Origin of the sequence: Kribbella sp. VKM Ac-2566, assembly GCF_004366005.1 — a bacterium.
In the GTDB taxonomy this organism is placed as follows: Bacteria; Actinomycetota; Actinomycetes; order Propionibacteriales; family Kribbellaceae; genus Kribbella; species Kribbella pratensis.
In genome coordinates this window covers 210,829-236,877 of the sequence record NZ_SODT01000001.1, presented here as the reverse complement: position 1 = coordinate 236,877, position 26,049 = coordinate 210,829, and the positions used below count along the sequence as shown (strand labels likewise).

Genomic DNA, 26,049 nt, shown 5'->3' with positions numbered 1-26,049 from the left:
GCTACCAACCGACCTGCAGCGTCGAGCTCTTGGAGACCCCGTTCACCGTTACACCCAGCTGGGCCGTGCCAGGGCGTAGTGCGGTCACCACGCCGGTGGACGGGTCATAGGAGGCGACCGCCCAGAACGGGGCCGTCTTCGCCGGACCGATGTGCAGGGTGGACGAGCCCCACCAGTCAGCCGACACCGGGAACGCGACCGGTACCCGACGGCTCTCCTGTACGACGGTTGCCGCGGCCGTGCCGGTCTCACCGCGACGCAGGGATGTCGGCGCGGTCAGCTCGAGGGAATCGACGTGTGGTCGCAGCTCGACCTGGAACCACGGGTGCGCCGACGAGCTGGGTGTCGTCGCGATTCCGACCAGTGCCCAGCCTGTGAAGCCGCCGGCGTCCGGTGCCGCCGCGGGGCTCTTGCCGGAGTTGCCGGTCAGCGGGAGCAGTACGCCGTCGGTCCGGGTCGCGGCGAACGTGCCCGCGTGCGCCGCCATGTACGCCGCGCCCTTGCCGGTCGAGGCGCGGAAATCGGCCAGCCACTTCACGATCATCGCGGCTTCCTTGCGGTCACCGAGCTGCGAGTTCTGGGTCGGCGACGGGTCGTCGATCGGGTGGTGCGCCATCACGACGACGTTCCGGATCGACTTGTTCGTCGCCGCGTCGTCGAGCTGCTTGCGGAGATCGAGGATCTGGTCGAATCCTCCGGCCCGCAGCGATCCGAGCGACGAGTCCCGCAGTACGAACCGGGTGCCCAAGTGGTCGAACGTGCTGGTCGCGTTGCCGAAGACCTTCTTCCACTCGGACAGGTCGCCCGGACCGTAGGTCTCGTGGTTGCCCGGCACGTAGTGCACCGGCACCTTGCCGGCCACCTCCTCGTCGATGATCTGCTTGGCCAGCGCGATGTCCGGTCCGAACGCCCGGTCCACGAAGTCGCCGTTGATCACCAGGAACTCGGGCTTCTGGGCGAGCGCCTCGCGGATCGTCCGGCGAGCCTGCTTCACGTAGTCCGAGTTCGGGTCGTCGGAGGTGAACTGCGCGTCGGACATCACCGCGAAGCGCCAGCGACCGCTCGTGGTCACGGTCCCGTCGGTCACGACCATCGGGTCGATCACCTTCGCCGGCGGGTCCATCGTCACCGGCGGCGCGCTGCGGACAGTCAGATCGTCGACCACGATCCGGCCCGCGTACTGCCGGGTCGGCGAGGTCTCGACAACGTAGATCCGCCAGAAGCGCAGCGGCATCGCCAGCCCGGGCGGGATGTCCGCCTCGACGTACTTCCACCCGGTCCAGTCGACGGTGGGAGCCAGGTTGAGGGTCTGCGCCGTACCACCGGCGGCGTCGTACGCGTTGGCGCGCAGCCAGGCGCCCTTGCCGTCGCCGTACACCCAGGCGCCGAGCTTCTGCGGCTGTCCCGGCAGCGTCTGCTGCGGAGTCTGCGAGAGGTACGCCGCGCGCGTGGCAGTGCTGCCCGTCAGCGAGTAGTCGAGCGCGATCGCCTGCCCGCCGTCATGCCCTTCCGCAGCGGACAGGGATGCCGTCGCCTTCCCGGCCGGTACGGCGTTCGCTGCCCACTTGGTGACGTCGTCGAGCTCGTCGACCACCGTGCTGGTCAGGCCGGCCGTGACGCTTAGCTGCGTGCTCAGCGTGCCGACGGTCGCGGTCACGACGGCCGAGACGGCCTCTCCGCTCACCGCGTTGACCTCGAAACCATTGCCCTTCGCAACGATCTTCACCAGTGCCGGGTCGTAGCTGAGCTTGACGTCGCGCGGCTCGATCCAGGTCGAGAACCCGTCGGCGTCGCACCCGTCGACCTCGAAGAAGCCCTTGGCGGCGGCGTCGGCGAGCGAGACCTGCCGGGTCGAGGGCGCCAGGCGGGTCGGCGTACCGAGGACTGTCATCGGGAACCTTCCGTTCGCCGCACCACGGGTCGCGGTGACGATCGCGTCACCGGCGCGGCGGCCGGTGACTACACCGTTCTGGTCGACGCGGACGTTGCTGCCGGCGTACCAGAACGGCGTACCGGTCGCGGGAGCGTAGGTCTCGTCGTGGCCCGTGGCGGTGAGGACTCGACTGAGTCCGGTGAGGACGCGGGAGCTGCGGGAGAGGTCGGTGTCGGGGCTCTCCTCGGACGTGCCGACGGCCTCGACACGGAAGCCCTTGAGCTGGCCGGAGCCCTTGACCGGGACCAGGCCGAGTCCGTTCGGGATCAGCCGCTCGCCGCCGTCGGACGGGTCGTTCACGACCTCCGGCGCGGCCTTGCCCGGGGTCCGCGCGAGCATCGTGGAGGAGCCGCCGCCGTCCAGGTTGAGCGCGTCGTCAGCCCCGAGGCTGATCATCAGCTGGCCCATTTCCTTCAGCGACAGACCCCGCGAACCGGTCGCGCGGCCATCGACGGTGAGCAGGATCATCCGGCTGCCGTCGGCGTCGAACCCGATCGCGGTGCGCGGCGCGAGGTCGGCGTCGGGCACCGTGTCCGGAACCTTGCCGTCCTTCGCGAGCTGGTAGTTGCCGCTGACGGCGGCAGCCACCTCACCCGCGTCCGGGCGCAGGCCGTACTCGACGCCGACCTTGTCGCCCACCTCGAACGCGGTGAGCGCGTCGGCGCCGGCCTCGCGGCCGATCAGCGCCTGCTCGTTGGCTGCCAACGGGGTAGTGGCCGGAGTGGTGACCGAGGAGACGACCACACCGTCGCGAAGGATCACCTCGCGCACGGTCGGCAGGCCGTCCACGGTCCGGGTCCGGGCCGCATCGCCCCACTCCGGGGTGTAGAGGCCGATGCCGCCGGCGTTGACGGTCGGCGAGTTGAGGTTGGTCAGCTCGAGCTTGGTGGCGTCGTCGGGTCGGCTGAGATCGGTCGCCGTACCTTGCAGGAAGAGCTCGGCGATCTTGCCGAGGCCGTCCTTGCCGATCACCGCGGTGTCGTTGTGGCCGGCGTCGGGCGCGTTCAGCAACTTGCCGGATTCGACCCCGACACCCAGTGGCGCTGTCGTGTCGTTGATGTCGAAGAAGTCGCCGTTGACGCCGGCGATCGCGCCCTTGCGGGCCAGTTGCTGACTGAGCGGCTGACCGCCGGAGACCTTGCCGGTGTTGACCAGGTCGACGGTCACACCGTGTTTGTCCAGGTCGGTGTCGAGGATGTCCCCGCGCTGCCAGCCCTTCGCGTCCAGACGCTCGAACGAGGTGTAGTTCACGCCTGGCGCGACCGGACTGTCGTCACGGGACGTCAGTACGCCGGTTTCGGCGATCGCGGCGTCCGGGATGCCTGCAGTCGTTTCGGCTGCAGCTGGACTGACCAGGACGCCGGCCAACAGGCCACCTACGCCGATCGCTGTGGTCAAGGGACGGATGAGCGACACAGGAGCCTCCCCACGGTGGACGGACGCGGTCATCCGACGCCGCGCGCGCTACCGCCTCATGAGCCGCAGGTGTACGCCGATCAACCGACCGGTGACAAAGTAACCCCTGCGATCACCGTGTGGAAGGTTTTCTTCTCAGTTCGTGCTGACCGGGCGGCCGGAGGTCTGCCAGGCGTGCATGCCGCCGTCGAGGTTGATCGCCTCGCGGCCGAGCTGGTTCAGGAACTGGGTGGCCATGCCGGAACGGCCGCCGACCGCGCACACGCAGAGCACCTTCTGGTCCAGCGGCACCTCGCCCACGCGCTCCTGGAGCTCGCCGAGCGGGATGTGCGTGGCGCCCTCGATGTGACCGCGGTCCCACTCGTCCGGCTCCCGCACGTCGAGCACGAACGCCTCCGCCAGCAGGTCGTCGTCGAGCTCGGCCACCACGACCGAAGGAATCTCCTGGTTCCGGAACATGCCCCAAGCATGTCAGACCCGGGGCGAGGCGGTTGCCCGGAGTCCGGATAAGGCGTTGACAGCGGACGGCGGATTTCGGACCGTGGCTCGAAGGAGGCTGCGGTGGCACTGATTCAGGGGATCCCGGGGGAGTTCGAGCCGCAACCCTGGGGCGAGGCGATCCTGCGGAGTCGCGAGCTGCTCCTGCTCCGCATCGCCTGCCGGCCACCGGACCACGAGGTACGTCTGCCCGGCCTCGCGACCACGCCACGGCACGTCGTCGAGGACCACACCGGGAAGGCGCTCACCTGGCGCCGCGACGGTGACGACCTGGTCGTCCGGCTGCCGGAGGCGGGTGAGCCACCGGTGGTCCGCGTCGCGCTGCAGGGCAAGCTGCGGATCGTCCCGCCCGACACCGTCACCGCCAACGCGGACGGCGTCTGGGACCTGACTCCGACCGGTACGCCGGCCCACCTCGTCGCCCGCCGCGCCACCGATGTCGCCGTACGGTTCTTCGGCCTGATCGATGCCGACACCCGGCACCAGATCCGGTTGGCCGGTCGCAGGTACAGCGTGACCGGTCACGACCTGACCCGGACCACGATCGGCCCGTTCCCGATGCCCGAACTCCGCGTCCTTCCGCTGCCTGTGCCGGCCGGCGTACGGCGGGTGCTCGTCGCACCGGTCGGCACAGTGCTGGCCTCGATCCACCCCGGCCGCGACGAACTCACCGTGGTCGTGACGAACTTCGGCCGGACCCCGGCACGTGGCGAAGTCGAGCTCCCCCTCCCGGCGGGCTGGTCCGCGAGCAAGCAGGCGTGGACGTTCGACGGTCTCGACCCGGGCCGGTCGATCGGATGGGCGACACGGATCGCCGGCCCGGCCGGTGCACGCGAACTGCGAGTGCGCCTGGACGCGGGCCGGCGCTCGGCGTCATCGCCGTACGTCGTGGACCTCTGAGAGGGACGCCTCCTCCTTGGCGGGCAGGCACTTGCCGAGGTTGACGAAGAAGAAGATCAGGCCGAGGGTGATGGTGATGTGGCCCAGGCCGGAGATGCCGTCGAGGGCGGCGCCGGGCTCGTGGCCGAGCACGGTCATCGAGCCGCGGACGATCATCAGCCCGACGGTGAGCGCGAGGCCCGCGTTGTAGACCCAGAAGAACGCGGTGAAGAGCTTGCCCGCGGTCAGGGTGAAGAGTTTCTCGAGCGCGAGCACGATCAGGAAGAACAGCATGCCCAACGCAAGGATGTGCGTGTGGACGACGCTGAGCTGCGAGTCGCCGGTGAAGTCGTTCAGCTTGGTGAACTCGCGGTAGAACAGCCCGCTGATCAGTCCGAGAATCATGTAGACGTGTGCTGCCACGTAGATCTTCCGCATGGGCGGGAACCTACTTGAGCAGCTTCGACAACCTCCGGTCGGCCAGCGGTTTGCCGCCGGTCTGACAGGTCGCGCAGTACTGCAGGGAGGAGTCGGCGAAGCTCACCTCGCGGACGATGTCTCCGCAGACCGGGCACTTCTGGCCCTTGCGGCCGTGCACCCGCAGACCGGACTTCTTCTCCGACTTCAGGTCCTGTACGGCGAGGCCGGCGGAGCGGTCGACCGCGTCCTTGAGGGTTTCGCGCATCGCGTCGTACAACGTCTCGAGCTCGTCGTCGGACAGGTTCGACGCCGGTTTGAACGGGCTCATCTTCGCGACGTGCAGGATCTCGTCGGAGTACGCGTTGCCGATGCCGGCGATCACGGACTGGTTCCGCAGGACGCCCTTGAGCTGGACGCGACCCTGGCCTTTCAGGATCTCGCCGAAGTCCTCGAGCGACAGCGTGAACGGGTCCGGGCCGAGGCGTGCGATCCCCGGGACCTCGGAGACGTCGCGGACGACGTACACCGCGAGTTTCTTCTGGGTCCCGGCCTCGGTCAGGTCGAACCCGGAGCCGTCGTCCAGGACCGTCCGGAGCGCGATCGGACCCTTGCCCGGGCGCACCAGGCCGGTCGACTGCTCGTCCTTCCACCGCAGCCAGCCCGCCCGGGCCAGGTGGATCACCAGGTGCACGCCCTGCGCGGAGATGTCCAGGAACTTGCCGTGCCGCTGCACGTCGTCGATCAGCAACCCGACCATCGCCGAGATCGGCGGGTCGTAGGTCTTCAGCGCACTGATCGCCGTGATGTCGGCCCGCACAAAGGCATGCCCAACCGCCCGCTCCCGCAAAAACACGGCCAGCGACTCAACCTCCGGCAACTCAGGCACCCTCCTAGTGTGCCTGATGCCAGGGACAGTTCCGGTGGATCACCCATGGGGATGGGTTGTGGGTACCGGTAGTTTCGGTGACAACAGAGTTGGGAGGCCCTGATGGGGTTTGTGAAGACGATGCTCAAGGGTGCTGTCGTGGCCAAGTTGGTTCAGGTCGCGCAGCGCGAGTTGAGCAAGCCGGAGAACCAGCAGAAGATCAAGCAGGCAGTGCAGAAGGTGCAGCAGCGCCGGGCTCACTGAGGCTTGTGGGCCTGAAGGGTGTAGGTGGCGGCCAGGCGGTGCGGGTTCTCCGTCAGGCGCCACTCACCTTCGGCGTCCTCGGTCATCAGGCCGGGGAGGGCGTTCCACGGTGCGCTGTCGTGCTCGGTGAGTGAGTCGAACACCAGACCCGCCGTCTGTACGGCGGTGATGGTCTCGCCGAGCCCGTGGTTCCACTCGTGTGTCTCGGTACTGCTGAACTCGGCGTCGGTCTCGACGTAGGTCCCACCTTCGTCGACGACGCTCGGCGCTGCGGTCTCGAAGTACGGGTATCGCACGTCGGCGTACCGCTCACCAGGCTCCAGGGTGCCCAGCATCGGGTGGCCCTCGCGGACGAACAGTCGGCCGCCCGGCTTCAGCAGGCCGGCCACGACCTGGGCCCAGCGCTCGATGTCCGGCAGCCAGCACAGCGCGCCGATCCCGGTGTAGACGAAGTCGTACGCCGACGCGCCCAGCACCGGCACCGCGTCGTAGGCATCTGCCACGTGGAAGTCGACCGACAACCCGAGCCGCGCTGCCAGCGATCGGCCGTGCTCGATGGCCGGCTCCGAGAAGTCCAGCGCACTCATCCGCGCACCGAGCCGCGCGAGCGACACGGTGTCGGTGCCGATGTGGCACTGCAGGTGTACGCCGCGCAGCCCACTGACGTCACCGAGCCGCGGCCGGTCGAACCGAACCACCGCACTGAGGTACGACGGGTCGGACAGGAAGTCGTCGACGTGGTAGCTGGGCGACGCCACGTGCGCCGGCACCCGCTCGTCCCAGTTGGCCCGGTTGACGTCGCGATAGTCGCTCACATGCTCGAGGGTAGAGCTACCTCCACCGTCGAGGAGGATTCAGCCTGACTGTGCACTCAGGGTTGCCCTGATGTGCTGGAGTACATGAGCCAGGTACTCGATCGAACGCGGATTCAGGACATCGACGCGCTGCGTGGTTTCGCCCTCCTGGGCATCTTGGTCGTGAACATCACCTTCGCCGCCTCCGGGTTCCCGATCCACCTGGCGCAGAATCCGGCGTACGACTCCTGGCTCGACCACTCGGTGCACTGGCTGTCGTCGGTGTTCGTGGACATGAAGTTCTACCTGCTGTTCTCGTTCCTGTTCGGGTACAGCTTCCAGTTGCAGATGCAGGCGGCGCAGCGAGCCGGTGCAGCGTTCAGACCACGGATGCTGCGGCGGCTCGGCGGTCTGTTCGTGCTCGGGGCACTGCACGGCGTCTTCCTGATCACGGGCGACATCCTGAGCGTCTACGCGATCATCGGCCTGGTCCTGCTCGCCATGCGCCGAGTGAAGGACCGTACGGCGCTCCTGGTCGCAGGAGGCATCTACGCGTACCTCTTCATCACCCTCGCGCTCGCCGCGCTCTTCGTCGACACCACGCAGCTCACCGACCCCACCACGGCAGTAGCAGCCGCACAGGAGACGACTGCGAACCTGGCGGGCTCGTTCAGCGACGTCATCGGCGAGCACGTCCGCGCGCTCCCGACGTACGGCCTGTCGCTGCTGACGGTGCAGGGCCCGACCACACTGGCCGCGTTCCTCGTCGGCATGGTGGCCGGTCGACGGCGCCTGCTGCAGAATACGCACGGGGCCGATGCGCTGCTGCGGCTGATCCAGCTGGTCGGGTTCGCGATCGGTATCACCGGCGGGCTCGTCTACGCGTCGGGCGGTAACGGCGACACCAGGGCAGTGCTGATGAGTGTGATGACAGCACCGTTCCTGACTGCGGCGTACGTCGCTTCACTGCTGCGAATCATGCACTCCGACCGCGGGGAGGAGATCCGCCAACTACTAGCACCGGCCGGCCAGATGGCCTTGTCGAACTACCTGGGGCAGTCGGTGGCGACCATGCTGATCTTCACCGGTGTCGGCTTCGGACTGTCGGGTCAGGTGTCTCCGCTGGAGACAGTGGGCCTCGCGGTCGGCATCTTCGTCCTGCAAGTGCTGCTGAGCCACGTCTGGCTCAGCAGCTTCCGCTACGGCCCGGTCGAAGGCCTGCTGCGGGCGGTCACCAATGGGACCACCCCCAGCTGGCGAAAACTCACTCAGGCCGCGTGACGGCCGTGGTGCAGGCGGGCCGTGCGGATGCTGTGCACGGTCCCGGTCGTGGAAGCAGGCTTGTGGTTGAAGGGCTTGGCCGCTGCGCCAAGGGCGAGCAGGTCGAGCTTGGTCCGGGCCACGTCACGGTCGTCGGCGATCCAGGTGCCCCGCGGTCCGGCAGCCGGACCGGTCGAGTTGCGCCTGTTGCTGATCTCCAGAGCCGCGATCACGGCCAGCACGGTGACTACGAGAACGATGTATCCGGTCATGGCAGTAATGATTCTATCTATCAGATCCTGCCACCAGTGGCACTATTGACATAGTCCGACAAATTACTGCCATACTGGCGAGATGCTGCAGAAGATCGCCGTCGTTCTGATGGAGGACGTTGCCCTGTTCGAGTTCGGCGTACTGGCCGAGGTCTTCGGAATCGACCGCACCGACGACGGTGTGCCGCCCTTCGACTTCAAGGTGTGCTCGACCACGCCGGGCGTGCCGATGGAGACCAGCAGCCACTCCCAGGTGGTCGCGCCGTACGGACTGGAGGAGCTCGAGGACGCCGACCTGATCGGCATCCCGGCCACCACCTGGCGGCACGCGTACGACGAGCGGATCCTGGACGCGCTCCGGCGGGCCGAGGCGCGTGGCGCGATCCTGCTCACGGTCTGCTCGGGAGCGTTCGTGCTCGGTGCCGCCGGCCTGCTCGAAGGCCGGGCCTGCACGACGCACTGGCGCTACATCGACAAGTTCCATGACCAGTTCCCGGCCGCGAAGCTCGACCCGGACGTGCTGTTCGTCGACGACGGCAACATCATCACCAGCGCCGGCACCGCGGCCGGGATCGACGCCGCCCTGCACCTGGTACGGCGTGAGCTCGGCAGCGCGGTCGCGACCCGGATCGCCCGCCGGATGGTGGTCCCGCCGCAGCGCGACGGCGGCCAGCGGCAGTACGTCGAGGTACCGGTGCCGGAGTCGTCCGGACAGAGCCTGCAGCCGGTCCTCGACTGGATGGTCGACAACCTGACCGTCGACCACACGGTGCCCGCGCTGGCCCGGCGCGCACAGATGTCCGAGCGCACCTTCGCCCGGCGCTTCGTCGCCGAGACCGGTACGACGCCACTCAAATGGGTCACGACCCAGCGCGTCCTGCGGGCCCGCACCCTGCTCGAACAGACCCGGATGGGCATCGAGCAGATCGCCACCGAGTCAGGATTTGGGACGGCCGCGCTGCTCCGGCACCACTTCCGTAGGGTGGTGGGCGTGCCACCACAGGATTACCGCCGCACCTTCCGGACCGCCGGCTGATGGTTGCCTACCGCAACGCTGCCGCGACCGACATCGACGCAGTACTGAGGTTCTGGGCGACCGCCGCCGAGGATTCGCACCGCCCGCCGGACTCGGCCGACGCCGTCCGGCGGCTGATCGAGCGTGATCCGGAGGCGCTGATCCTTGCCGTCGACGGTGACACGGTCGTCGGCTCGATCATCGTCGGCTGGGACGGGTGGCGCTGCCACCTGTACCGGCTGGCGGTCGCGCCGACCCATCGCCGCCAGGGCATCGGCCGCGAACTCGTCGCCCGCGCCGAGGCCCGCTTCCTGACGTACGGCGGAACCCGCGCAGACGCGATGGTGCTCGACGACAACGCCCCCGCGCACCGCGTCTGGTCCACCGCGGGCTACGCGCCGCAGCCCGAGTGGTCGCGCTGGGTCAAGCCGCTCTGACCCGCCCGATGTGAGCAAGGCATCACCGGGCGGATTTGCATCGCCACCCCACGCTCTGGCTAAGGTCACAGGGGGGTAACAGGCGAACGTAGATGGAGTGGTTGTGACGACGCCGGACCGCCCCCCGGGCAGGACCGCACGCCGACTGAGCTGGGATGTGGTGCGGGTCCTGGCGGTACTGGCAGTGATTTTCACGCACACGACGTACATGGGCCCGTTCCTGCACCCTGAGCTCGGCGCACCACTCGGGCCGTACCCGTTCCAGGTCGGTGCCAGCATTCTGCTGGTGATCAGCGCGTACTTCGTCTGCGTGACGGTCCGGAAGGGCTCGACGTACCGCTGGTTGTGGCGGCGGGTGTGTCGCGTGCTCCCGCCGTACTTGATCGCCGTGCTGTTCACCTATCTGGTCGTGGTGCGGTTCGGGCCCAGCAACTGGGTGCTGCCGACGCGGCGTGATCTCTGGAGCAACCTCACGCTGGCCGCCTCGTTCGACCCGGGCGTCCAGCTCATCGACGGCTCGTACTGGACGCTGCCGTTGCAGCTGATGGCGTTCGGCGCCGCGGCGCTGCTCTGGCCGCGCGGCCTCGGGCAGCGGATCACCACGCTGCTCTGGATCATGATCATCGCGCCGGTCGTGCTGCAGTGGAACGACCGCATCGGCCACAGCCCGTTCTGGGTGCAGCAGGCGTGGAACGGTCTCGGACTGCATCGCCTGCAACTGTTCGCGATCGGCATCGCGATCTGGCTCTGGGCCCAGCGGCGCATCGGTGTGGTGCATCTCGCCGCCCTGCTCGTGGCGACCGTCTTCGCGCAGCACGCGCACACGTCGGATCTGCCGTCGTCGCTGGGCATCGGGGTGCTGCTCGTGATCGTCGCGCTGGCCGCACGCGGTCCGGACTGGACGCTGCTCACCCGCTTCCGGCGGCCGATCCAGTTCCTGGCGCGGATCTCGTTCGGGCTGTACCTGCTCAACCAGGTGGTCGGCTATCTGATCGCGTACCGCCTGATGGAGCTCGGCGCGGGCCGGCTCACCCAGATCGCGGGCGCGGTGATCGGCGTGATCGGGCTCGCCTGGCTGCTGACGAAGTACGTCGAGGAGCCGGCGTACCGCGCCTTCGCCCACCTCCGCGTCCGCGGTCTCGGGGCCCGCGCGTTCGCCTGGCTGAATACTTGACATCGGATACTCACAAACTAATACTCGATTTCAAGTAATCGAGATCGAGGAGGGCGCATGGCGCGGCGCAAGGTGGCGAACCCGCTCGCGTTCGCGGTGCTCGGGAGTTTGAGCGAGCGGCCGATGCACCCGTACGAGATCTCGACGATGCTCCGGGCCCGTGGCAAGGACCAGAGCATCAAGGTGAACTACGGCTCGCTCTACTCGGTCGTCGCGGCGCTCGAGAGGCACGGGTTCGTCGAGGCGCTGGAGACGGTTCGGGAGGGCAACCGGCCGGAGCGGACGGTCTACCAGATCACCGAGGCGGGCTCCGCTGAGTTCCGCGACTGGCTGGCAGAGCTCGTCGGTACGCCGGCTCGGGAGTTCCACCCGCTGGAGGCCGGGCTTGCCTACCTGCCCGGTCTGCCGCCCGATCGCGCCGTCGAGTTGCTCGAGCAGCGGCTCAAGGCGGTCGACACGGAGATCTCGGAGATCACCGCGGCACACGACCACATGGCCTCGATGGAGTTCCCGCGGATCTTCTGGGTCGAGTCGGAGTTCCGGCTGGCGCTGCTCCAGGCGGAATCGGCGTACGTTCACCAGCTCGTCGAGGAGATTCGCACAGACGCGCTGGGCGGCTCCAGGTTCTGGCGTCAGGCCTGGAAGCTCTATCTGGAGGAGGGCATCAGTCCTGTCGAGCAACTGAAGGATCCCGTCAAGTACTTCGGGCAGGAGTTCGCCTGGATGCAGGCGATACCGCCGGAAGCCCGATAAGAGACGGCCCTCGACCCACGGTGCGGCAACACCAGGGTCGAAGGCCGCAGTTCCTCGAGTCGGTCCGAAGACCTGGCACCCAAGGGCACAACCATCAGGATAGCCAGCTCGGACCGACTCCCGATCCCTTAGGGAGTCATGTGATGGCTACGCATGCCGTCGAAGCGGTCGAGCTGGTCAAGACGTACCCGGCCGGCCGCAAGAACCCACCGCTTCGTGCGCTCGACGGTCTGACCGTCAGCGTCGGAGAAGGCGTCGTACTCGGTCTGCTCGGACCGAACGGCGCGGGCAAGTCCACCACCGTCAAGATCCTCACCACACTCTCCCGAGCCGACTCCGGGACCGCCGTGGTCGCCGGATACGACGTGAATCGTTCGCCGGACCAGGTACGACGCTCGATCGGCTATGTACCGCAGAAGTCCAGCTCGGACCCGATGGCGACCGGTCTCGAGAACCTGGTGCTGAGCGGGCGCATCTTCGGCCTGTCCCACCAGGAGTCCTTGCAGCGTGCTCGTGAACTGCTCGAGCGCTTCGGGCTGCGGGAGCATGGCAGTCGCCCGGTGAAGACGTACTCCGGCGGCATGCAGCGCAAGCTGGACGTCGCGCTCGGCCTGGTCCATCGGCCGAAGGTGCTGTTCCTCGACGAGCCCACCACGGGACTCGACCCCGAGGCCCGCGCCGACCTGTGGAACGAGGTAGTCCGGCTGTCCGGCCAAGAAGGTCTGACCGTGCTGCTGACCACGCATTACCTGGAAGAGGCTGATCGGCTCGCGGGGCAGCTCGCGATCGTCGACCACGGCCGGATCGTTGCCGAGGGCACCCCCGAGGCATTGAAGGCCTCGTTGCGTGGCGACTCCGTACATGTCGAGCTCGTCGATCCGGACACCGACGGGACGGTCCGGGCGTTGCTCGGGCAGCTGCCTGGCATCGGCGAGATCGTTGTCGAAGGCAACACGCTGCGTGCACGGGTCGATCGCGGCGCAACCGCCGTACCTGCTGTGCTGGGAGCCCTTGAGGACAAGGCGATTCCGGTTGTCGCGGTCACCGTGTCGCGGCCGTCGCTGGATGACGTGTATCTGCAGCACACCGGTCGTTCGTTCCGCGTGGCGGAGGAGGCGGCATGATTGCGCACACGGGTCTCGTCTTCGGGCGGTGGATGCGGGCGTCGTACCGGCAACCGGCGTTGATCGCGTTCACGTTGGTGCAGCCGGCGATCTGGTTGCTGTTGTTCGGGCAGCTGTTCCAGGGCGTCGTACGGCTCCCTGGGTTCGGCGACTCGTCGTACATCGCGTTCCTGACGCCGGGGATCGTGATGATGACGGCTCTGATGACGAGCGGCTGGAGCGGTACGTCGTTCGTGCAGGACATGGAGCGCGGCGTGATGGACCGGATGCTCGCGTCACCGGTCAGCCGCGGCGGGCTGATGGCGGGACAGTTGCTCAGCAACGCGACGACCACGTTGATCCAGACGATCCTCGTGTTCGCGATCGGGATCGCCGCGGGCGCACGGTACGACGGCGGGATCGTCGGCTATGTGGTCACGATCGTCGCGTCGATGCTCGTCGGTACGGCGTTCGGGTCGCTCTCGAACGCGGTCGCGCTGCTCACGCGTCAGCAGGAGGCGTTGATCGGGATCTCGCAGTTCGTGTCGCTGCCGCTGACGTTCATGTCGTCGATCATGATCGACCCGACGGTCGCACCGCACTGGGTGAACGTCGCGGCCCGCTTCAACCCGGTCGACTGGGCCACCATCGCAGCCCGCCAGTCCCTCGCCGCCGACCCGAACTGGTCGTCGGTATGGCGGCACTGCCTCTATCTACTGGCCTTCACACTGATAGTCGGCTGGCTGTCCACCCGAGCCTTCCGTACATATCAACGGTCAGTTTGAGGCGTACCAAGGCTTGATCACGTTGTCGATGATCGCGAGGCGTTCGTCGAAGGGGATGAAGGCTGACTTCATCGCGTTGATCGCGAACCAGCGCAGGTCGGGGAGGCCGTAGCCGAACGCTTCGGCGAGCAGGGCGAGCTCGCGGCTCATCGACGTACCGCTCATCAACCTGTTGTCGGTGTTGACGGTGACCCGGAATCGGAGCTTGGCGAGCAGGCCGATCGGGTGGTTCGCGATCGAGTCGGCCGCGCCGGTCTGCAGGTTGGAGCTCGGGCACATCTCCAGCGGGATCCGCCGGTCCCGGACGTACGCCGCGAGCCGCCCGAGCTCCGCCTTCTCACCTGCCTCGTCGTACGTGATGTCGTCGATGATCCGTACGCCGTGACCGAGCCGGTCCGCCCCGCACCACTGGATCGCCTGCCAGATCGACGGCAGCCCGAACGCCTCGCCCGCGTGGATGGTGAAGTGCGCGTTCTCGCGCTGCAGGTACTCGAACGCGTCCAGGTGCCGGGTGGGCGGGTACCCCGCCTCCGCGCCGGCGATGTCGAACCCGACCACGCCCGCGTCGCGGTACGCGACCGCCAACTCGGCGATCTCCATCGAGCGCGCCTTGTGCCGCATCGCGGTCAGCAACTGCCGCGCCACGATCGGCCGCTCGGCAACCGCCATCCCGTGCTCGAACCCTTCCCGGACCGCATCCACGACCTGCTCGAGCGTGAGCCCCTTGGTCAGGTGCTGCTCGGGGGCGTAGCGGACCTCGGCGTACACCACCCCGTCCGCCGCAAGGTCCTGCACGCACTCACTGGCCACCCGTTTGATCGCCTCGGCGGTCTGCATCACGGCAACCGTGTGATCGAACGTCTCCAGGTACCGCTCCAACGACCCCGAGTCCGCCGACTCCACGAACCAGGCCCCGAGCTCCCCCGCATCCGTCCGCGGCAGCACATGCCCGATCTCCCCCGCCAGCTCAACCACCGTCGCCGGCCGCAGCCCACCATCCAGATGGTCATGCAAAAGGACCTTGGGCGCCGCGTTGAGCTGCTCGGGACTGATCATCCAGCCATAGTGCCATCCGGCAAACGTTCAAGACTTGGGGCGGTGGGGGTGTCATCGTGAGGAGATGGTGAGGCGGTTGTGGGAGCGGGCTGAGTGGCGGTTCTTCGGTGTGCTGCCGCGGGCGGATCGAGGGCTGGCGATCGCCTGGTGGGGGTTGTTGGTGGCGCGGGGAGCGCTGCCGGCGGTGTTTGCGGTGGCGATGGGGTGGCTGGTGGGGGCGGTGCAGCACGGGGAGTCGTTGGCCGCGCCGTTGGGGTTGATGGGTACGACGTTCGTTCTGCTGCAGGTGCTGACGCCGGTGCATCAGGCTGTCAGCGCCAACCTGGGGAGTCGGGTGTCGGCGTACCTGAACGACGCGCTGGCGAAGGCTTGTGTCGGCCCGCCGGGGATCGGGCATCTCGAGGATCCGGAGCTGAGTGAGGACCTGACGGTGGCCCGGGAGTTCGACCACGGCCAGACCGGGCCGCCGATGTACCTGAACGTCGACTTCGTCGCGGGGAGTCTGGTCGAGCTGGTCGGCGGGATCGCGTCCGCGGTGGTGCTGTTCGGGTTCACCTGGTGGGCGCCGCTGGTGCTCGTCGCCGCCTGGTCCGCGACGCACTGGCTGCTCCGGGAGAGCGGCGTCTGGAAGGACCGGAACACCGCCGAGGTCCGTTCGGCGCAACGGCATGCGCACTACGCCTACGAGCTGGCGGTCGAGCCGGACGCGGCGAAGGAGCTGCGCCTGTTCGGCCTCGCCGACTGGACCGTACGGCGCTTTACCGAGCGACGCCGACGCCTGTTCGAGCTGCAGTACGCCGCCACGCGCCTGCGGGAACGCCCGATGATCTGGAGTCTCCTGATCGTGGTGATGGCCAACGGTCTCGTGTTCTGGGCGCTCGGGGCAGCCGCGATCGACGGGCGGCTGCCGCTCGACCGGCTGGTGGTGTTCGCACAGGTCGCGATCGGAGTCAGCATGATCGCGTTCGGCGGACTGAACTGGGCGTTGGACGGGGCAGCAGCCCCAGTAGCCGCCGTACAGCGACTGGAGCCCGCGATGGCACCGGCCGGCGCGTTGAGCGTCGGGAACGCTTCGGCCGGCCGGGGTCCCGTCGAGATCGAGCTTCGAGGGCTGAGCTTCAGCTATCCACAGTCCGATCGGCAGGTCTTCGACGGGCTGGACCTGACGATTCCGGCCGGGTCGTCGCTCGCGGTCGTCGGTCAGAACGGCGCGGGTAAAACCACGCTGGCCAAGCTTCTGTGCCGCCTGTACGACCCTGATTCCGGGACGATCCGGGTCGACGGCAGCGACCTGCGGGAACTCGACGTCGATGCCTGGCGGACACGCGTCGCCGCCGTCTTCCAGGACTTCCTCAAGCTCGAGCTGCCGTTGCGGGACAACGTCGCACCAGCCGGCGCGCCTGAGGCGGACGTCCGCGCCGCACTGGCGGACGCGGGCGCCGACGACTTGGCGGATCTCGATACCCGGTTGGCCACGGGGTACGGCGACGGCACCGACCTCTCGGGTGGACAGTGGCAACGGGTCGCGCTGGCGCGGGCACTGTGCGCGGTCCGCCAGGGCGCCGGCCTCGTTCTGCTCGACGAACCGACCGCCCAGCTGGATGTTCGCGGTGAGGCGGCGATCTTCGACCGAATCCTGACCGCGACCCGCGACGTCACCACGATCCTCATCTCGCACCGGTTCTCGACCGTCCGGCACGCCGACCGGATCTGCGTCCTGGAGCAGGGCCATGTCGTCGAACTCGGAAGCCACGACGAACTGATGGCGCTGGGCGGGCGCTACCGGACGATGTTCGATCTGCAGGCGCAGCGCTTCACCGCCGAGGTCAACGAGGAGGGGCTCAGCTATGACACGCTCTGACGACCTGCCGCGCGCACTGCCGGCGATGTGGCGCCTGTGCAAGCTCGGGTACCAGCACGAGCCCTGGCTGCTCGTTGCCGCGTTCCTGATGACGCTGCTGGCCGCCGTACCGGACGCGTTGCTCGCTCTGTGGCTGAAGATCCTCGCCGACGGCGTACTGGACGGCGATCGGCGGATCGCGCTGCTGGCGACAAGCGGTTTGGCGTTGTCGGTGACCGCGACCTGGTTCCTGCGGACGTTGTCGACACGGATCTCACGCCGGTTCCGAGACCGCGTGACGATCATGCTGGAGGCACATGTCGCCCGGCTGCAGGCGTCGGTCGCCACAATCGAGCACCACGAACGCCGTGACTACCTGGATCGGCTGGCCGTACTGCGCAAACAGGTCTTCGTGCTCGACCACATGTACATGTCGTTGTTCTCCACCTGCGGCTGGATCCTGCGTCTCGGCGTGACGGTCGCCCTGCTCATGTCGATCCATCCGGCTCTCGCGTTCCTCCTGCTCTTCGCGCTGCCGACGGTCCTCAGTTCCAGTTGGCGACCGGGCGTCGAACGCGAGGTGGAGGAGCAGCAGGCTCCACACAGCCGGCTGGCCGATCACCTCTTCAAGACCGCGACCACACCTGCCCCCGGCAAGGAGGTCCGAGTCATCGGCATCGGGCCCGACCTGGTCGCGGGACGTCGTCGCGAGTGGGAGCAGTGGTACGGACCGATCGCCGCCGCGCGCTGGACCAGTGCCGTGTGGCACGGGATCGCGTGGGCGATCTTCGGCGCGGCATACGTCGCCGCAGTGCTGTTCGTCGCCTCGGGATTGCATGGTTCAGTCGGTCAAGTGCTGCTCATCCTGGCGGCCGGTGCGCGGCTGTCGTCGTACATCGGAGCGACAGTCGGCGAGATCGGATTCCTGCGCGGGATCTGGCTGGACGGGTCGCGGCGGCTGGTCTGGCTGGAGAACTACGCGGCGTCGTTCGACAGCACAGCGGATCAGCCTGCGCCCGAACGGCTCGTCGACGGCATCCGCCTGGAGCACGTGTCGTTCTCGTACGCCGGAGCTTCGCGGCCCGCACTACAGGACGTCGACCTCACGCTGCCGGCCGGCAAGGTGATCGCAGTCGTCGGTGAGAACGGCGCGGGCAAGTCCACCTTGGTGAAGCTGATCTGCAAGCTGTACGAGCCGAGCAGTGGGCGGGTGCTGCTGGACGAGCAGCCACTGGACCGGATCCCGGCCGAGGCGTGGCGCTCGAAGATCGCGGGTGCGTTCCAGGACTTCTTCCGGTTCGAGTTCCGCGCGGCGCACAGCGTCGGAATCGGCGACCTGCCGCGGCTGGACGACGTACCGGCTGTCACCACTGCTGTCGGACGAGCCGGCGCGGAGGATGTGCTGGAGCGGCTCGAGTCGGGGCTGGACACCCAGCTCGGTTCGACCTGGCCGGACGGAGCCGAGATCAGCTTCGGGCAGTGGCAGAAGCTTGCGTTGGCTCGCGGGTTCATGCGGGATCGGCCGCTGCTACTGGTGCTCGACGAGCCGACCGCCGCCTTGGACGCCGAGACCGAGCACGCACTCTTCGAACGGTACGCAGCGGCGGCCAAGGAGAGTTCTGACGGGCGGATCACGATTCTCGTCTCACATCGGTTCTCGACAGTGCGGATGGCCGACCTGATCGTCGTACTGGACGGTGCTCACGTCGTCGAGACCGGGACGCACGAGGAACTGATGGCGCGCGACGGCCACTACGCGGACCTGTACCGGATCCAGGCGGCCGCCTACCACTAGTTGATCTTGAAGACGGGGACACCCGGGGCGACGTGGTGCAGGACCCCGTCGGGTGAGTTCTTCGAGACGTCGCCCTCGAAGAACGTGCCGACCTCCCAGGCCCACTTCTTCAGGTACGTCCGGAGCGCCGGGATCTTGTCCGCGTCGGCGAGCTCCTCGGCCCGGAACGTCTCGACCTTGCTCCCGAGCTGCAGCCGCCCGGTGCCGCTGGCGCGCAGGTTCTTCACCCACTGGGTGTGGCCGCGGGGCGCGACCAGGTAGCGCTGACCGTCGATGACCAGCAGGTTCACCGGCGTACTGCGCCATTCGCCGGACTTGCGCCCCTGGACCGAGAGCACCCGGCTGCCCATCAGGCTGAGACCGAGCTTCGTCAGCCGCGCGACGATCTTGTTGAAGACCCGCATGCTGCCCTCGTTGAGGGTGATCACGCGCTTGCTGTCGTAGGTCTGCTTGTACTCGGTCACAGTCGTTCCCTCACTGTTCTGCGAGAGCGGTGCTCTCTGTTGTGATCAGTGAACAGTAGATCGCCGCTCATTGTCAAGAGCACTGCTCTCGTTTCTGTGGCACACTGGTTCCATGAACGCCGGACGTACCGCCCGTGAACGAGCCCGGGCCGAGCTGACCGAGGAGATCAAGACCGCTGCCCGGCAGCAGTTGGCCACCGTCGGCGCCGAGGCGCTGTCGCTGCGCGCGATCTCCCGTGAGCTCGGGATGGTGTCGTCAGCGCTCTACCGGTACTTCGCAAGCCGCGACGAGCTGCTGACCGCGCTCATCATCGACGCGTACGACGCTCTGGGCGCGGCGGCCGAGGCGGCGCCGACCGGTGACGATCCGGTGGACGACTGGATCGCGGTCTATGCCGCCGTACGCGATTGGGCGCGGGCCAATCCGCAGGAGTACGCGCTGATCTACGGCTCCCCGATCAGCGGTTACCAGGCGCCTCAGACGACGGTGCAACCAGCGTCTCGGGTGCCGTTGCTGTTGCTGGGGTTGTTGCAGCGCGCCCAGGAGTCCGGGCGACTGGTGACGCCGGCGGACGCGCCGTCGCCGTCCGGAGCGCTGGCTCAGCAGACGGAGGTGCTGGTCGCGTTGGCCCCGGACGTTCCGCCGGCGGTGCTGGTGCGGACCGTGATCGTGTGGACGCAGTTGTTCGGGATGCTCAGCTTCGAACTGTTCGGTCAGCTGGTCGGATCGATGGATCCGGCGGACGAGTTCTTCGCGTCGGCCTCGCGGCAGATGGCGGCCTTCGTCGGGCTCAGCTGAACGCCTTCGGCAGCGGGACCTCGAGCGCCTTCGAGACACGGCGTACATAGGTCTCCCGCGGGATCGAGACCGCGCCGAGCGTGGCCAGATGATCGGTGACCCACTGGATGTCGAAGACCCGGTCGGCGGCGTACTCGTCGTTCAGCAGCTCGATCGCGCCGGCGACGGCCGCCTTCGAGCCGTCGGTCTTGTGGTGGAACATCGACTCGCCCGCGAACAGTCCGCCGATCGCGACGCCGTACAGCCCACCGGCCAGCTCGTCGCCGTCCCACGCCTCGACCGAGTGCACCCAGCCGAGCCGGTGCAGTTCGGTGTACGACGCGATGATCTCGGAATCGATCCACGAACCCGGGCGGCGTGGGTCCGCACACGCCCGAATGACACGGTCGAACGCGGTGTCGACCCGGATCTCGAACTTCGCTCGAGCCCGCCGCAGCGAGCGGGTCGGGCGGTACCCGGCGACCTCGATGACGCCGCGGTCGACCGGCGACCACCACAGCACCGAACCGCGATGGTCCGGCATCGGGAACAGCCCCCGCCGATACGCGGCGAGAATCGTTCCCGGCGCCAGATCGGCACCGCCCGCGACCACATCACTCGCCCCAGCCACACCGACCGGCGGGAAGTCCCACTGGGACGGAGCAGGTTCGATCGGCACGACACCATCCTGCACCAGGGCACATCTAGGGACCCTAAGGGTTTGTCCCGAGTGCCGAGAGCTGCGGAGCCACGTACAGTTGAAGCACGTCCGGGTTCTTACGCGTGGGGCCGGGCGGGAAGGAGCACCGTGGCCGGAGTAGCCAGGTTCGTCGCCAGTAGTCTCGCGCCCGCCGCGCAGCGGTTCGCCCCGACGGCAGCGGGCGGTGTGTTGCGCCAGATCCTCGAGATCGCGATCGACGGGTACCAGCGGTTCCCAGGCGCGGAGCGGATCGCGGACAACAAGCTCGAGCGGTGCGACGGCGACGTCACGGACGCGATCGAGGCAGTGATCGACCAGCACATCCGGCTCGCCGGCGTGCAGGGGTTCGTCACCAGCATCGGCGGTCTCGTCACCCTGCCCGTCGCGCTGCCCGCCAACCTGACCGGTCTCGCGGTCGTCCAGTGCCGGATGGTCGCGGCGATCGCGCACCTGCGCGGGTACGACCTCGACGACCCGCGGGTCCGTACGGCGGTCATCACCTGCCTGCTCGGTGAGGACGGCGTGACGGCCCGGCTACGGAAGTCGAGCCTGGTCTCGTCTCCGCTCGCGATCGCGACCGCGCCGGTGTTCGACCCGGAGCTGGACCGCCAGATCTCCGGCGAGGTCGTCGCGGAGCTGATCGGGCGGATCAGTGGTAAGCGGATGGCGGTGACCTTCACTCGCCGGATCCCGCTGCTCGGCGGTGCCGTGGGCGCCGGCGTCGACGGCTGGACGACGTACCGCGTCGGCCAGTTCGCGGACAAGAGCCTGGTACGGCGCATCCGCCGACCTATCGAGCCGTAGCCTCCCTGCGAGTGAGTTGGAGTTTGGCCCGGGTTTCGTCGTCGGCGGGGGTCTCGACGTAGAGGACCAGGTCGGGGTGCGCTGACACCGCTAGTTCGGTCACGGTGAGGTGCAGTTCGCCGGCGATCGGGTTGAGGATCCGACGCAGGCGCGGCGTACAGGCTGCGACCTCGTGGCGTGACCACAGCTGGGCGAACTCGGGGCAGATCGACTGCAGGCGCTCGAGGTCGGTCTCCCAGTCCGGGTCGCCGATGTGTTCGCCGTAGGCCGAGCGCAGGCGGCCGACGAGATACGGGACCTCGGTGTCGTAGTTCAGCAACTGCTCGCGGGCGGCGGGCTCGGTGATGATGCACCAGAGCAGGTTCTTGTGGATGCAGGGCAGCTGGTGCCAGTCGTGGAACAGGTCGTGGTACGCCTGGTTCGCGCGGATGATGTCGAACCGGGTGTTCGTGATCACCGCGGGCAGCGGGTCGAGCGCCGCCACGATCTCGTCGAACACGGCCTCGCTCGCGCAGTCCGTCGTACGCGGCAGCCGCACCGGCGTCGCCTCGGCCAGCCGGTACAGATGCTCGCGCTCGACCGGCGTCAGCCGCAGCGTCTTCGCGACCGCGTCCAGCACCTGCCCGCTGGCGTTGATCGGCCGGCCCTGCTCGAGCCACGTGTACCAAGTCACGCCGACACCGGCGAGCAGCGCCAACTCCTCCCGCCGCAACCCCGGCGTCCGCCGTCTTCCGCCGCTGGGCAGGCCAACATCCTCCGGCGCCACCCGGGCCCTCCGAGCCTTCAAGAACTCGCCGAGTTCAGCTCGCTGCGCACTCACCGAACCAGGGTCGCAGGCGCCACCGACATTTTCAGCCGGCCAGAGCCTGCACAACTCGGCTTGCGGAGGGTTTGCCCAGTTGTTCGGCCATCCAGGTGCTGGTGGAGACGAGTTTCTCCAGGTCGACGCCGGTTTCGATGCCGAGGCCGTTGAGTTGCCAGAGGAGGTCCTCCGTGGCGAGGTTGCCGGTCGCGCTCTCGGCGTACGGGCAGCCGCCCAGGCCGCCGGCGGAGCTGTCGACCGTGGTCACGCCGTCGCGCAGCGCGGTGAGCGTGTTGGCGAGCGCCTGCCCGTAGGTGTCGTGGAAATGCACCGCCAGCTTGTCCACACCCACGCCGGCCGCACCGAAGGCGGCGATCAGCGCACCGACCTGGCCCGGCGTCGCGACACCGATCGTGTCGCCGAGCGACAGCTCGTGGCACCCGAGGTCGACCAGCCGCGCGCCGACCTTGACCACCTGGTCGATCGGTACGTCGCCCTCCCACGGGTCGCCGTAACACATCGACACGTAGCCACGCACCGACAGACCCTCGGCGAGCGCACGCTGGATCGTCGGCGTGAACATCGCGAACTGGTCGTCGAGCGTGGAGTTGAGGTTCTTCGCCGCGAACGTCTCGGTCGCGCTCGCGAAGATCGCGATCTCACGGACACCGGCCGCGAGCGCACGGTCGAGACCGCGTTCGTTCGGGACGAGGACCGGGGCGCGTACCCCGGCCGGCAGCTCCAGCTGGTCGAGCAGCTCGGCCGCGTCGGCCAGCTGAGGGACCCATTTCGGGTGCACGAAACTCGTCGTCTCGACCGTCGTCAGACCCGCGTCGAGCAGTCGCCGGATGAACTCGGCCTTGACCGCGACGTCGACGATCGCCGACTCGTTCTGCAGCCCGTCACGGGGACCGACCTCGTAGATCGTGACCCGGTCGGGCAGTCCGTCGGCCTTCACCAGCTGCGGTTCGCGCATCGTGCTGCCTCCTCGTCGAGCATGACACGGGGTCTCCGTGACAATGCTCGTGATGACATCTCTTGCTGACATTCTGCGGGGCGTCGAGCGCGGCGTGTTCCCGCCCCCGGATCTCGGGCTCACCGTCGTACCCGCGCCGTCGGAGCGGGAGTCGTGCGTGGTCGCGTTCACCGGGCACATCGTGATCGCCGCGGACGTCGATCCGGCCTGGGTCACGGAGCGGGTCCCGGACGGCGATCCTTTCGCGCCGACGAACCCGCCGTTCCTGGCCGCGCTCGAGGAGTTCACCGGCCGCCAGGTCAACGCGATCGACGCGATGCTGCTCGCCCCGGCCCTCACCGACCCGGCTGCAGTTGCAGGGCTGACCGAGCTCGCCGACAACGACCACCCGCGGGTCGAACGCGCGCGGCGGTACCGCGACGACGTCCACGTGTACGGCGACGCACACGGCGGGCTCGTGGTGATCGGCCGCGGCCTGGCCGGGCGCCTGGAGTGCGCGATCGAGGTGCCACCGGACGCCCGCGGTCAAGGCAACGGCCGCCGGCTCGCGTTGGCAGCCCGGGCCTTGATTCCGCCGGAAACCTCGATCTGGGCCCAGATCACGCCGGGCAACGCGGCCTCCCTGCGCACCTTCCTGGCCGTCGGCTACAAACCAGTCGGCTCCGAGGCCCTCCTGGTCAAGTGACCAGCAGATGAACACCCAGCAGATGAACACCCAGCGGATCGTTGCCGACAGCCCCAATACACAGCTGTGGATAACCCTGGGGACAAGAGCGATCGCACCCATCCTCCTGTCTGCGAACCGGCTACCAGTTACCGGAGGGTCCGGTGTCTCCACCGGTTGTGGAACCGGCCGGAACCTTGGGGCTTGGACTGGTCCGCCCACCGGGGCTTCGGCTGTTCGTGCGGCCGCCGCTTGACCGGCTGCCGCTCGACCGAGGCATGGACGCCCCCGAACTGCCACCACCTGCCTCACCCGCCGAATGCGCCGCCGCCCCGGCGAACGCCCCCACAGCCTTGCGCGCCGCGGCCGCGGCGACACCCGCCGGCCCAAGCCCGGCAGCCTTGGCGCCGGTCGTCGCAGCACCACTCGCACCCGCACCCGATGCGCCGGCCCCCGATGCCCCGCCACCGGATGCCCCTGCGCTACTACCGCTGCGGGAGGACGGGCCGACGTTGACGGCGCCCGACGCCAACGACCCCATCTCGGGACCGGTGCTCCCCATGCCGGCCGAGCCACCCCCGACGGCCGCTGTGATCGGCACCGCGAGGCGCAGCAGCGCCGGCAAGGCGAAAATCGCGAGCATCATCATCATCACGCCGGTGAGGGACGGCAGCAGGCCCGAACTCCCCTGGGCGAACATCTTCTCCTGCTTGAGCTTGATCGCAGCCGCGTAGATCAGGGCCGCTGCAGGCTTGTAGGCGATGAAGCCCAGGGTCCACGCGCAGTACTTCTTGAACCACGCCTTGCCGACCTCGGTGTTGGTCGCCGCGGCTGCCAGCGGCAGCGTCGAGCCAAGGAGCACCAGCATCGCCGATCGAATCAGCATCAGCACGATCTGGATCAGCGAAGCCCAGGCCGACAACTGTCCGAGAAGCACGAGCATCAGTACTGACTTGACCACGTTCCCGACCCCGCCACCGGTATCGGAGGGCCCGGTGACCACATTCTTCATGGCGTCCACGAAGCTATGGCCTCCGATCGCGTCCTGTACCACGCTCAGGGCGAAGTCGTCCGACCACGCGATCAGGAGTTGCACAGCTGCGGTTCCTGCACCGCAGACGACCACAAATGTCAGCATCGCCTTCAGCAGGTCCTGGAGCGGTTTGGCCCGTTGCTCCCAAGCCATCCGCATTCCGGCGATGACGATCGCGAGAGCGAAGATCGTCAACGTCAATCCGAGCGTCTTCTCATGCACGAACGCGACCGTCTTGCTCTCCGTCCAGGTCTGCCCGTCGGCGCTGGAGGTCGCGAGGGCGACGGGGGTTTTCGGCTCGACCCAGAACGTCGCCAGCGAGTTCAGGATGGTCGAGAAGAAGTCCGAGGTCATCCGCTCGAAGGTCGCCATCCCGTTGTTGGCGGCGGACTGGACGCCCTCGACGACGTGGCACTTCATGTCCATTGGTGAGCACATCAGATACCACTCCACTTCACGAAGTCGCTCAGGTCGCGGTGCTGGGAGAAGGGGGCTCCGACAGCCTCGCCCGGAGGCGGCGGCTGGAGACGCCAGTCACCCTCGTGCCAGACCAGGGTCAGGTTGGCGCTCATGTACACGGACTCGACGGGCATGGCGAGCATGAGGGTCACTCGGTCCGGTCCGGCGTCGATGACCCGGTAACCGACGACCTGGACCGTCGAGGTGGCACTCGAGGACCCGTCCGCGGCGACCTGGCGGAGCAGGCTGTCGGTCGCCGAGCCGGGAACCATGAGCTTCTTGACGGTCGGGACGAGCTTGCTCTGGTCCGCGATCGCCGCGATCGCGCTGTACGCCGCGTACACCGCGCCGGTAGACGAGTGCGCGAAGCAATGCCGGAACCCGTCGGAGTCGGTCGTGCCCGGTCCGTACTTCGAGGAGCGCGGTACGACGACCCGCCGGCTGACCTCCCAACCGTCGACCGCCGGCGCCTGGGCGGGAACGGCCTGGTCACCGGCCGGAAGACCGCACGAACCCGTCCGCCCCTCGCTTCCGGAGCTGTTGGTGTTGCTGGTCTGCGCCGGACCACCCTCGGGGGTGCCAGGCGCGGAGGCCGGCTCGTCCGTGGGCGGAACCGAGGCGGCCGCGACCGGCTGCTGGGCCGCGGCGCTCGCGCGGGTCGAGCCGCCCCCGCCCGCGAAGATGATGACGATCCCGCAGATCAGGACCGCACCGACGACGATGCAGGCCGCGATGAATCCAGCGCCGTACGGCGAACTCTCGTCCTTGTCCTTGCTCATCCGACTCCCCGCCTCCGTTGATCCACAACCT

27 protein-coding genes are annotated in these 26,049 nt (G+C 68.2%); 14 read left to right on the top strand and 13 right to left on the bottom strand.

Features of this window, described 5'->3' with window-relative positions; genetic code table 11:
- Position 1 precedes the first annotated feature (1 nt).
- Positions 2–3,349, bottom strand: a complete 3,348-nt coding sequence (locus EV647_RS01160) for a phosphodiester glycosidase family protein (protein WP_238176956.1) — start codon at positions 3,347–3,349, stop codon at positions 2–4.
- Between the two features lie 135 nt (positions 3,350–3,484).
- A complete protein-coding gene (locus EV647_RS01155; protein WP_133783548.1) occupies positions 3,485–3,808 on the bottom strand; it encodes a rhodanese-like domain-containing protein in 324 nt (107 codons plus the stop codon).
- Between the two features lie 102 nt (positions 3,809–3,910).
- On the opposite strand from EV647_RS01155, the gene EV647_RS01150 reads away from it, so the two are divergent.
- Complete coding sequence (locus EV647_RS01150) at positions 3,911–4,747, top strand: hypothetical protein (RefSeq protein WP_133996979.1); 837 nt, start codon at positions 3,911–3,913, stop codon at positions 4,745–4,747.
- On the opposite strand, the gene EV647_RS01145 is transcribed toward EV647_RS01150, so the two are convergent.
- On the bottom strand, positions 4,721–5,164 hold the full coding sequence (locus EV647_RS01145) for a DUF2871 domain-containing protein (RefSeq protein WP_133996976.1): 444 nt from the start codon (positions 5,162–5,164) through the stop codon (positions 4,721–4,723). The two genes, EV647_RS01150 and EV647_RS01145, sit on opposite strands and share 27 nt — an antisense overlap.
- A gap of 10 nt (positions 5,165–5,174) precedes the next feature.
- Complete coding sequence (locus tag EV647_RS01140) at positions 5,175–6,032, bottom strand: DNA-formamidopyrimidine glycosylase family protein (RefSeq protein WP_133996973.1); 858 nt, start codon at positions 6,030–6,032, stop codon at positions 5,175–5,177.
- Positions 6,033–6,134: 102 nt separating this feature from the next.
- Here EV647_RS01140 and EV647_RS41805 point away from each other — a divergent pair, with 102 nt between their 5' ends.
- On the top strand, positions 6,135–6,275 hold the full coding sequence (locus EV647_RS41805; RefSeq protein WP_165546414.1) for a hypothetical protein: 141 nt from the start codon (positions 6,135–6,137) through the stop codon (positions 6,273–6,275).
- Here the strand turns inward: EV647_RS41805 and EV647_RS01135 are convergent.
- Positions 6,269–7,090, bottom strand: coding sequence for a bifunctional 2-polyprenyl-6-hydroxyphenol methylase/3-demethylubiquinol 3-O-methyltransferase UbiG (locus tag EV647_RS01135; RefSeq protein ID WP_133996970.1), 822 nt, complete (start codon positions 7,088–7,090; stop codon positions 6,269–6,271). The two genes, EV647_RS41805 and EV647_RS01135, sit on opposite strands and share 7 nt — an antisense overlap.
- Positions 7,091–7,174: 84 nt before the next feature.
- Between EV647_RS01135 and EV647_RS01130 the strand changes: the two genes are divergently transcribed.
- Complete coding sequence (locus tag EV647_RS01130) at positions 7,175–8,350, top strand: DUF418 domain-containing protein (RefSeq protein ID WP_133996967.1); 1,176 nt, start codon at positions 7,175–7,177, stop codon at positions 8,348–8,350.
- Here EV647_RS01130 and EV647_RS01125 read toward each other — a convergent pair.
- Entirely contained in the window at positions 8,338–8,601 is a 264-nt protein-coding gene (locus EV647_RS01125) for a hypothetical protein (protein ID WP_133996964.1), read from the bottom strand. The two genes, EV647_RS01130 and EV647_RS01125, sit on opposite strands and share 13 nt — an antisense overlap.
- An 82-nt stretch (positions 8,602–8,683) precedes the next feature.
- On the opposite strand from EV647_RS01125, the gene EV647_RS01120 reads away from it, so the two are divergent.
- The 6 genes from EV647_RS01120 (at position 8,684) to EV647_RS01095 (ending at position 13,868) form a co-directional block, all read left to right on the top strand.
- A complete protein-coding gene (locus tag EV647_RS01120) occupies positions 8,684–9,637 on the top strand; it encodes a GlxA family transcriptional regulator (protein ID WP_133996961.1) in 954 nt (317 codons plus the stop codon).
- Positions 9,637–10,053 carry a GNAT family N-acetyltransferase gene (locus EV647_RS01115; protein WP_133996958.1) on the top strand — a complete coding sequence of 139 codons (417 nt, stop codon included), beginning with the start codon at positions 9,637–9,639 and terminating at the stop codon, positions 10,051–10,053. The genes EV647_RS01120 and EV647_RS01115 overlap by 1 nt, the downstream gene beginning before the upstream one ends.
- A 103-nt stretch (positions 10,054–10,156) precedes the next feature.
- Complete coding sequence (locus EV647_RS01110; RefSeq protein ID WP_166680174.1) at positions 10,157–11,227, top strand: acyltransferase; 1,071 nt, start codon at positions 10,157–10,159, stop codon at positions 11,225–11,227.
- A 57-nt stretch (positions 11,228–11,284) separates the two neighbouring features.
- The gene (locus tag EV647_RS01105; RefSeq protein ID WP_133996951.1) at positions 11,285–11,980 is read left to right on the top strand and encodes a PadR family transcriptional regulator; all 696 of its coding nucleotides are present in this window, start codon (positions 11,285–11,287) and stop codon (positions 11,978–11,980) included.
- Positions 11,981–12,123: 143 nt separating this feature from the next.
- Positions 12,124–13,104 carry an ATP-binding cassette domain-containing protein gene (locus EV647_RS01100; protein ID WP_133996948.1) on the top strand — a complete coding sequence of 327 codons (981 nt, stop codon included), beginning with the start codon at positions 12,124–12,126 and terminating at the stop codon, positions 13,102–13,104.
- Positions 13,101–13,868, top strand: a complete 768-nt coding sequence (locus tag EV647_RS01095; protein WP_133996945.1) for an ABC transporter permease — start codon at positions 13,101–13,103, stop codon at positions 13,866–13,868. The genes EV647_RS01100 and EV647_RS01095 overlap by 4 nt, the downstream gene beginning before the upstream one ends.
- On the opposite strand, the gene EV647_RS01090 is transcribed toward EV647_RS01095, so the two are convergent.
- Entirely contained in the window at positions 13,860–14,924 is a 1,065-nt protein-coding gene (locus tag EV647_RS01090) for an adenosine deaminase (protein WP_133996942.1), read from the bottom strand. The two genes, EV647_RS01095 and EV647_RS01090, sit on opposite strands and share 9 nt — an antisense overlap.
- A gap of 64 nt (positions 14,925–14,988) precedes the next feature.
- Here EV647_RS01090 and EV647_RS01085 point away from each other — a divergent pair, with 64 nt between their 5' ends.
- Both EV647_RS01085 and EV647_RS01080 read left to right on the top strand, forming a co-directional pair.
- The gene (locus EV647_RS01085) at positions 14,989–16,785 is read left to right on the top strand and encodes an ABC transporter ATP-binding protein (protein WP_133996939.1); all 1,797 of its coding nucleotides are present in this window, start codon (positions 14,989–14,991) and stop codon (positions 16,783–16,785) included.
- Complete coding sequence (locus EV647_RS01080) at positions 16,772–18,559, top strand: ABC transporter ATP-binding protein (protein ID WP_133996936.1); 1,788 nt, start codon at positions 16,772–16,774, stop codon at positions 18,557–18,559. The genes EV647_RS01085 and EV647_RS01080 overlap by 14 nt, the downstream gene beginning before the upstream one ends.
- Here the strand turns inward: EV647_RS01080 and EV647_RS01075 are convergent.
- A complete protein-coding gene (locus EV647_RS01075; RefSeq protein ID WP_238176955.1) occupies positions 18,556–19,023 on the bottom strand; it encodes a nitroreductase family deazaflavin-dependent oxidoreductase in 468 nt (155 codons plus the stop codon). The genes EV647_RS01080 and EV647_RS01075 overlap by 4 nt on opposite strands.
- A 112-nt stretch (positions 19,024–19,135) precedes the next feature.
- Between EV647_RS01075 and EV647_RS01070 the strand changes: the two genes are divergently transcribed.
- Positions 19,136–19,822, top strand: coding sequence for a TetR/AcrR family transcriptional regulator (locus EV647_RS01070; RefSeq protein WP_133996933.1), 687 nt, complete (start codon positions 19,136–19,138; stop codon positions 19,820–19,822).
- Here EV647_RS01070 and aat read toward each other — a convergent pair.
- The gene (aat, locus tag EV647_RS01065; RefSeq protein WP_133996929.1) at positions 19,815–20,480 is read right to left on the bottom strand and encodes a leucyl/phenylalanyl-tRNA--protein transferase; all 666 of its coding nucleotides are present in this window, start codon (positions 20,478–20,480) and stop codon (positions 19,815–19,817) included. The genes EV647_RS01070 and aat overlap by 8 nt on opposite strands.
- A gap of 129 nt (positions 20,481–20,609) precedes the next feature.
- On the opposite strand from aat, the gene EV647_RS01060 reads away from it, so the two are divergent.
- Positions 20,610–21,305: an EcsC family protein gene (locus EV647_RS01060; protein ID WP_133996926.1), complete on the top strand. Its 696-nt coding sequence runs from the start codon at positions 20,610–20,612 to the stop codon at positions 21,303–21,305.
- Here EV647_RS01060 and EV647_RS01055 read toward each other — a convergent pair.
- Positions 21,292–22,125, bottom strand: a complete 834-nt coding sequence (locus EV647_RS01055) for a helix-turn-helix transcriptional regulator (RefSeq protein WP_133996923.1) — start codon at positions 22,123–22,125, stop codon at positions 21,292–21,294. The genes EV647_RS01060 and EV647_RS01055 overlap by 14 nt on opposite strands.
- A 31-nt stretch (positions 22,126–22,156) precedes the next feature.
- The gene (locus EV647_RS01050; RefSeq protein WP_133996920.1) at positions 22,157–23,083 is read right to left on the bottom strand and encodes a hydroxymethylglutaryl-CoA lyase; all 927 of its coding nucleotides are present in this window, start codon (positions 23,081–23,083) and stop codon (positions 22,157–22,159) included.
- Between the two features lie 52 nt (positions 23,084–23,135).
- On the opposite strand from EV647_RS01050, the gene EV647_RS01045 reads away from it, so the two are divergent.
- Positions 23,136–23,768, top strand: coding sequence for a GNAT family N-acetyltransferase (locus EV647_RS01045; RefSeq protein WP_133996917.1), 633 nt, complete (start codon positions 23,136–23,138; stop codon positions 23,766–23,768).
- 121 nt (positions 23,769–23,889) lie between these two features.
- Here EV647_RS01045 and EV647_RS01040 read toward each other — a convergent pair whose 3' ends face one another.
- Together EV647_RS01040 and EV647_RS01035 are read right to left on the bottom strand one after the other, a co-directional pair.
- On the bottom strand, positions 23,890–25,206 hold the full coding sequence (locus tag EV647_RS01040; protein WP_133996914.1) for a hypothetical protein: 1,317 nt from the start codon (positions 25,204–25,206) through the stop codon (positions 23,890–23,892).
- A gap of 11 nt (positions 25,207–25,217) precedes the next feature.
- Positions 25,218–26,018: a hypothetical protein gene (locus EV647_RS01035; protein WP_133996911.1), complete on the bottom strand. Its 801-nt coding sequence runs from the start codon at positions 26,016–26,018 to the stop codon at positions 25,218–25,220.
- Positions 26,019–26,049: the final 31 nt, after the last annotated feature.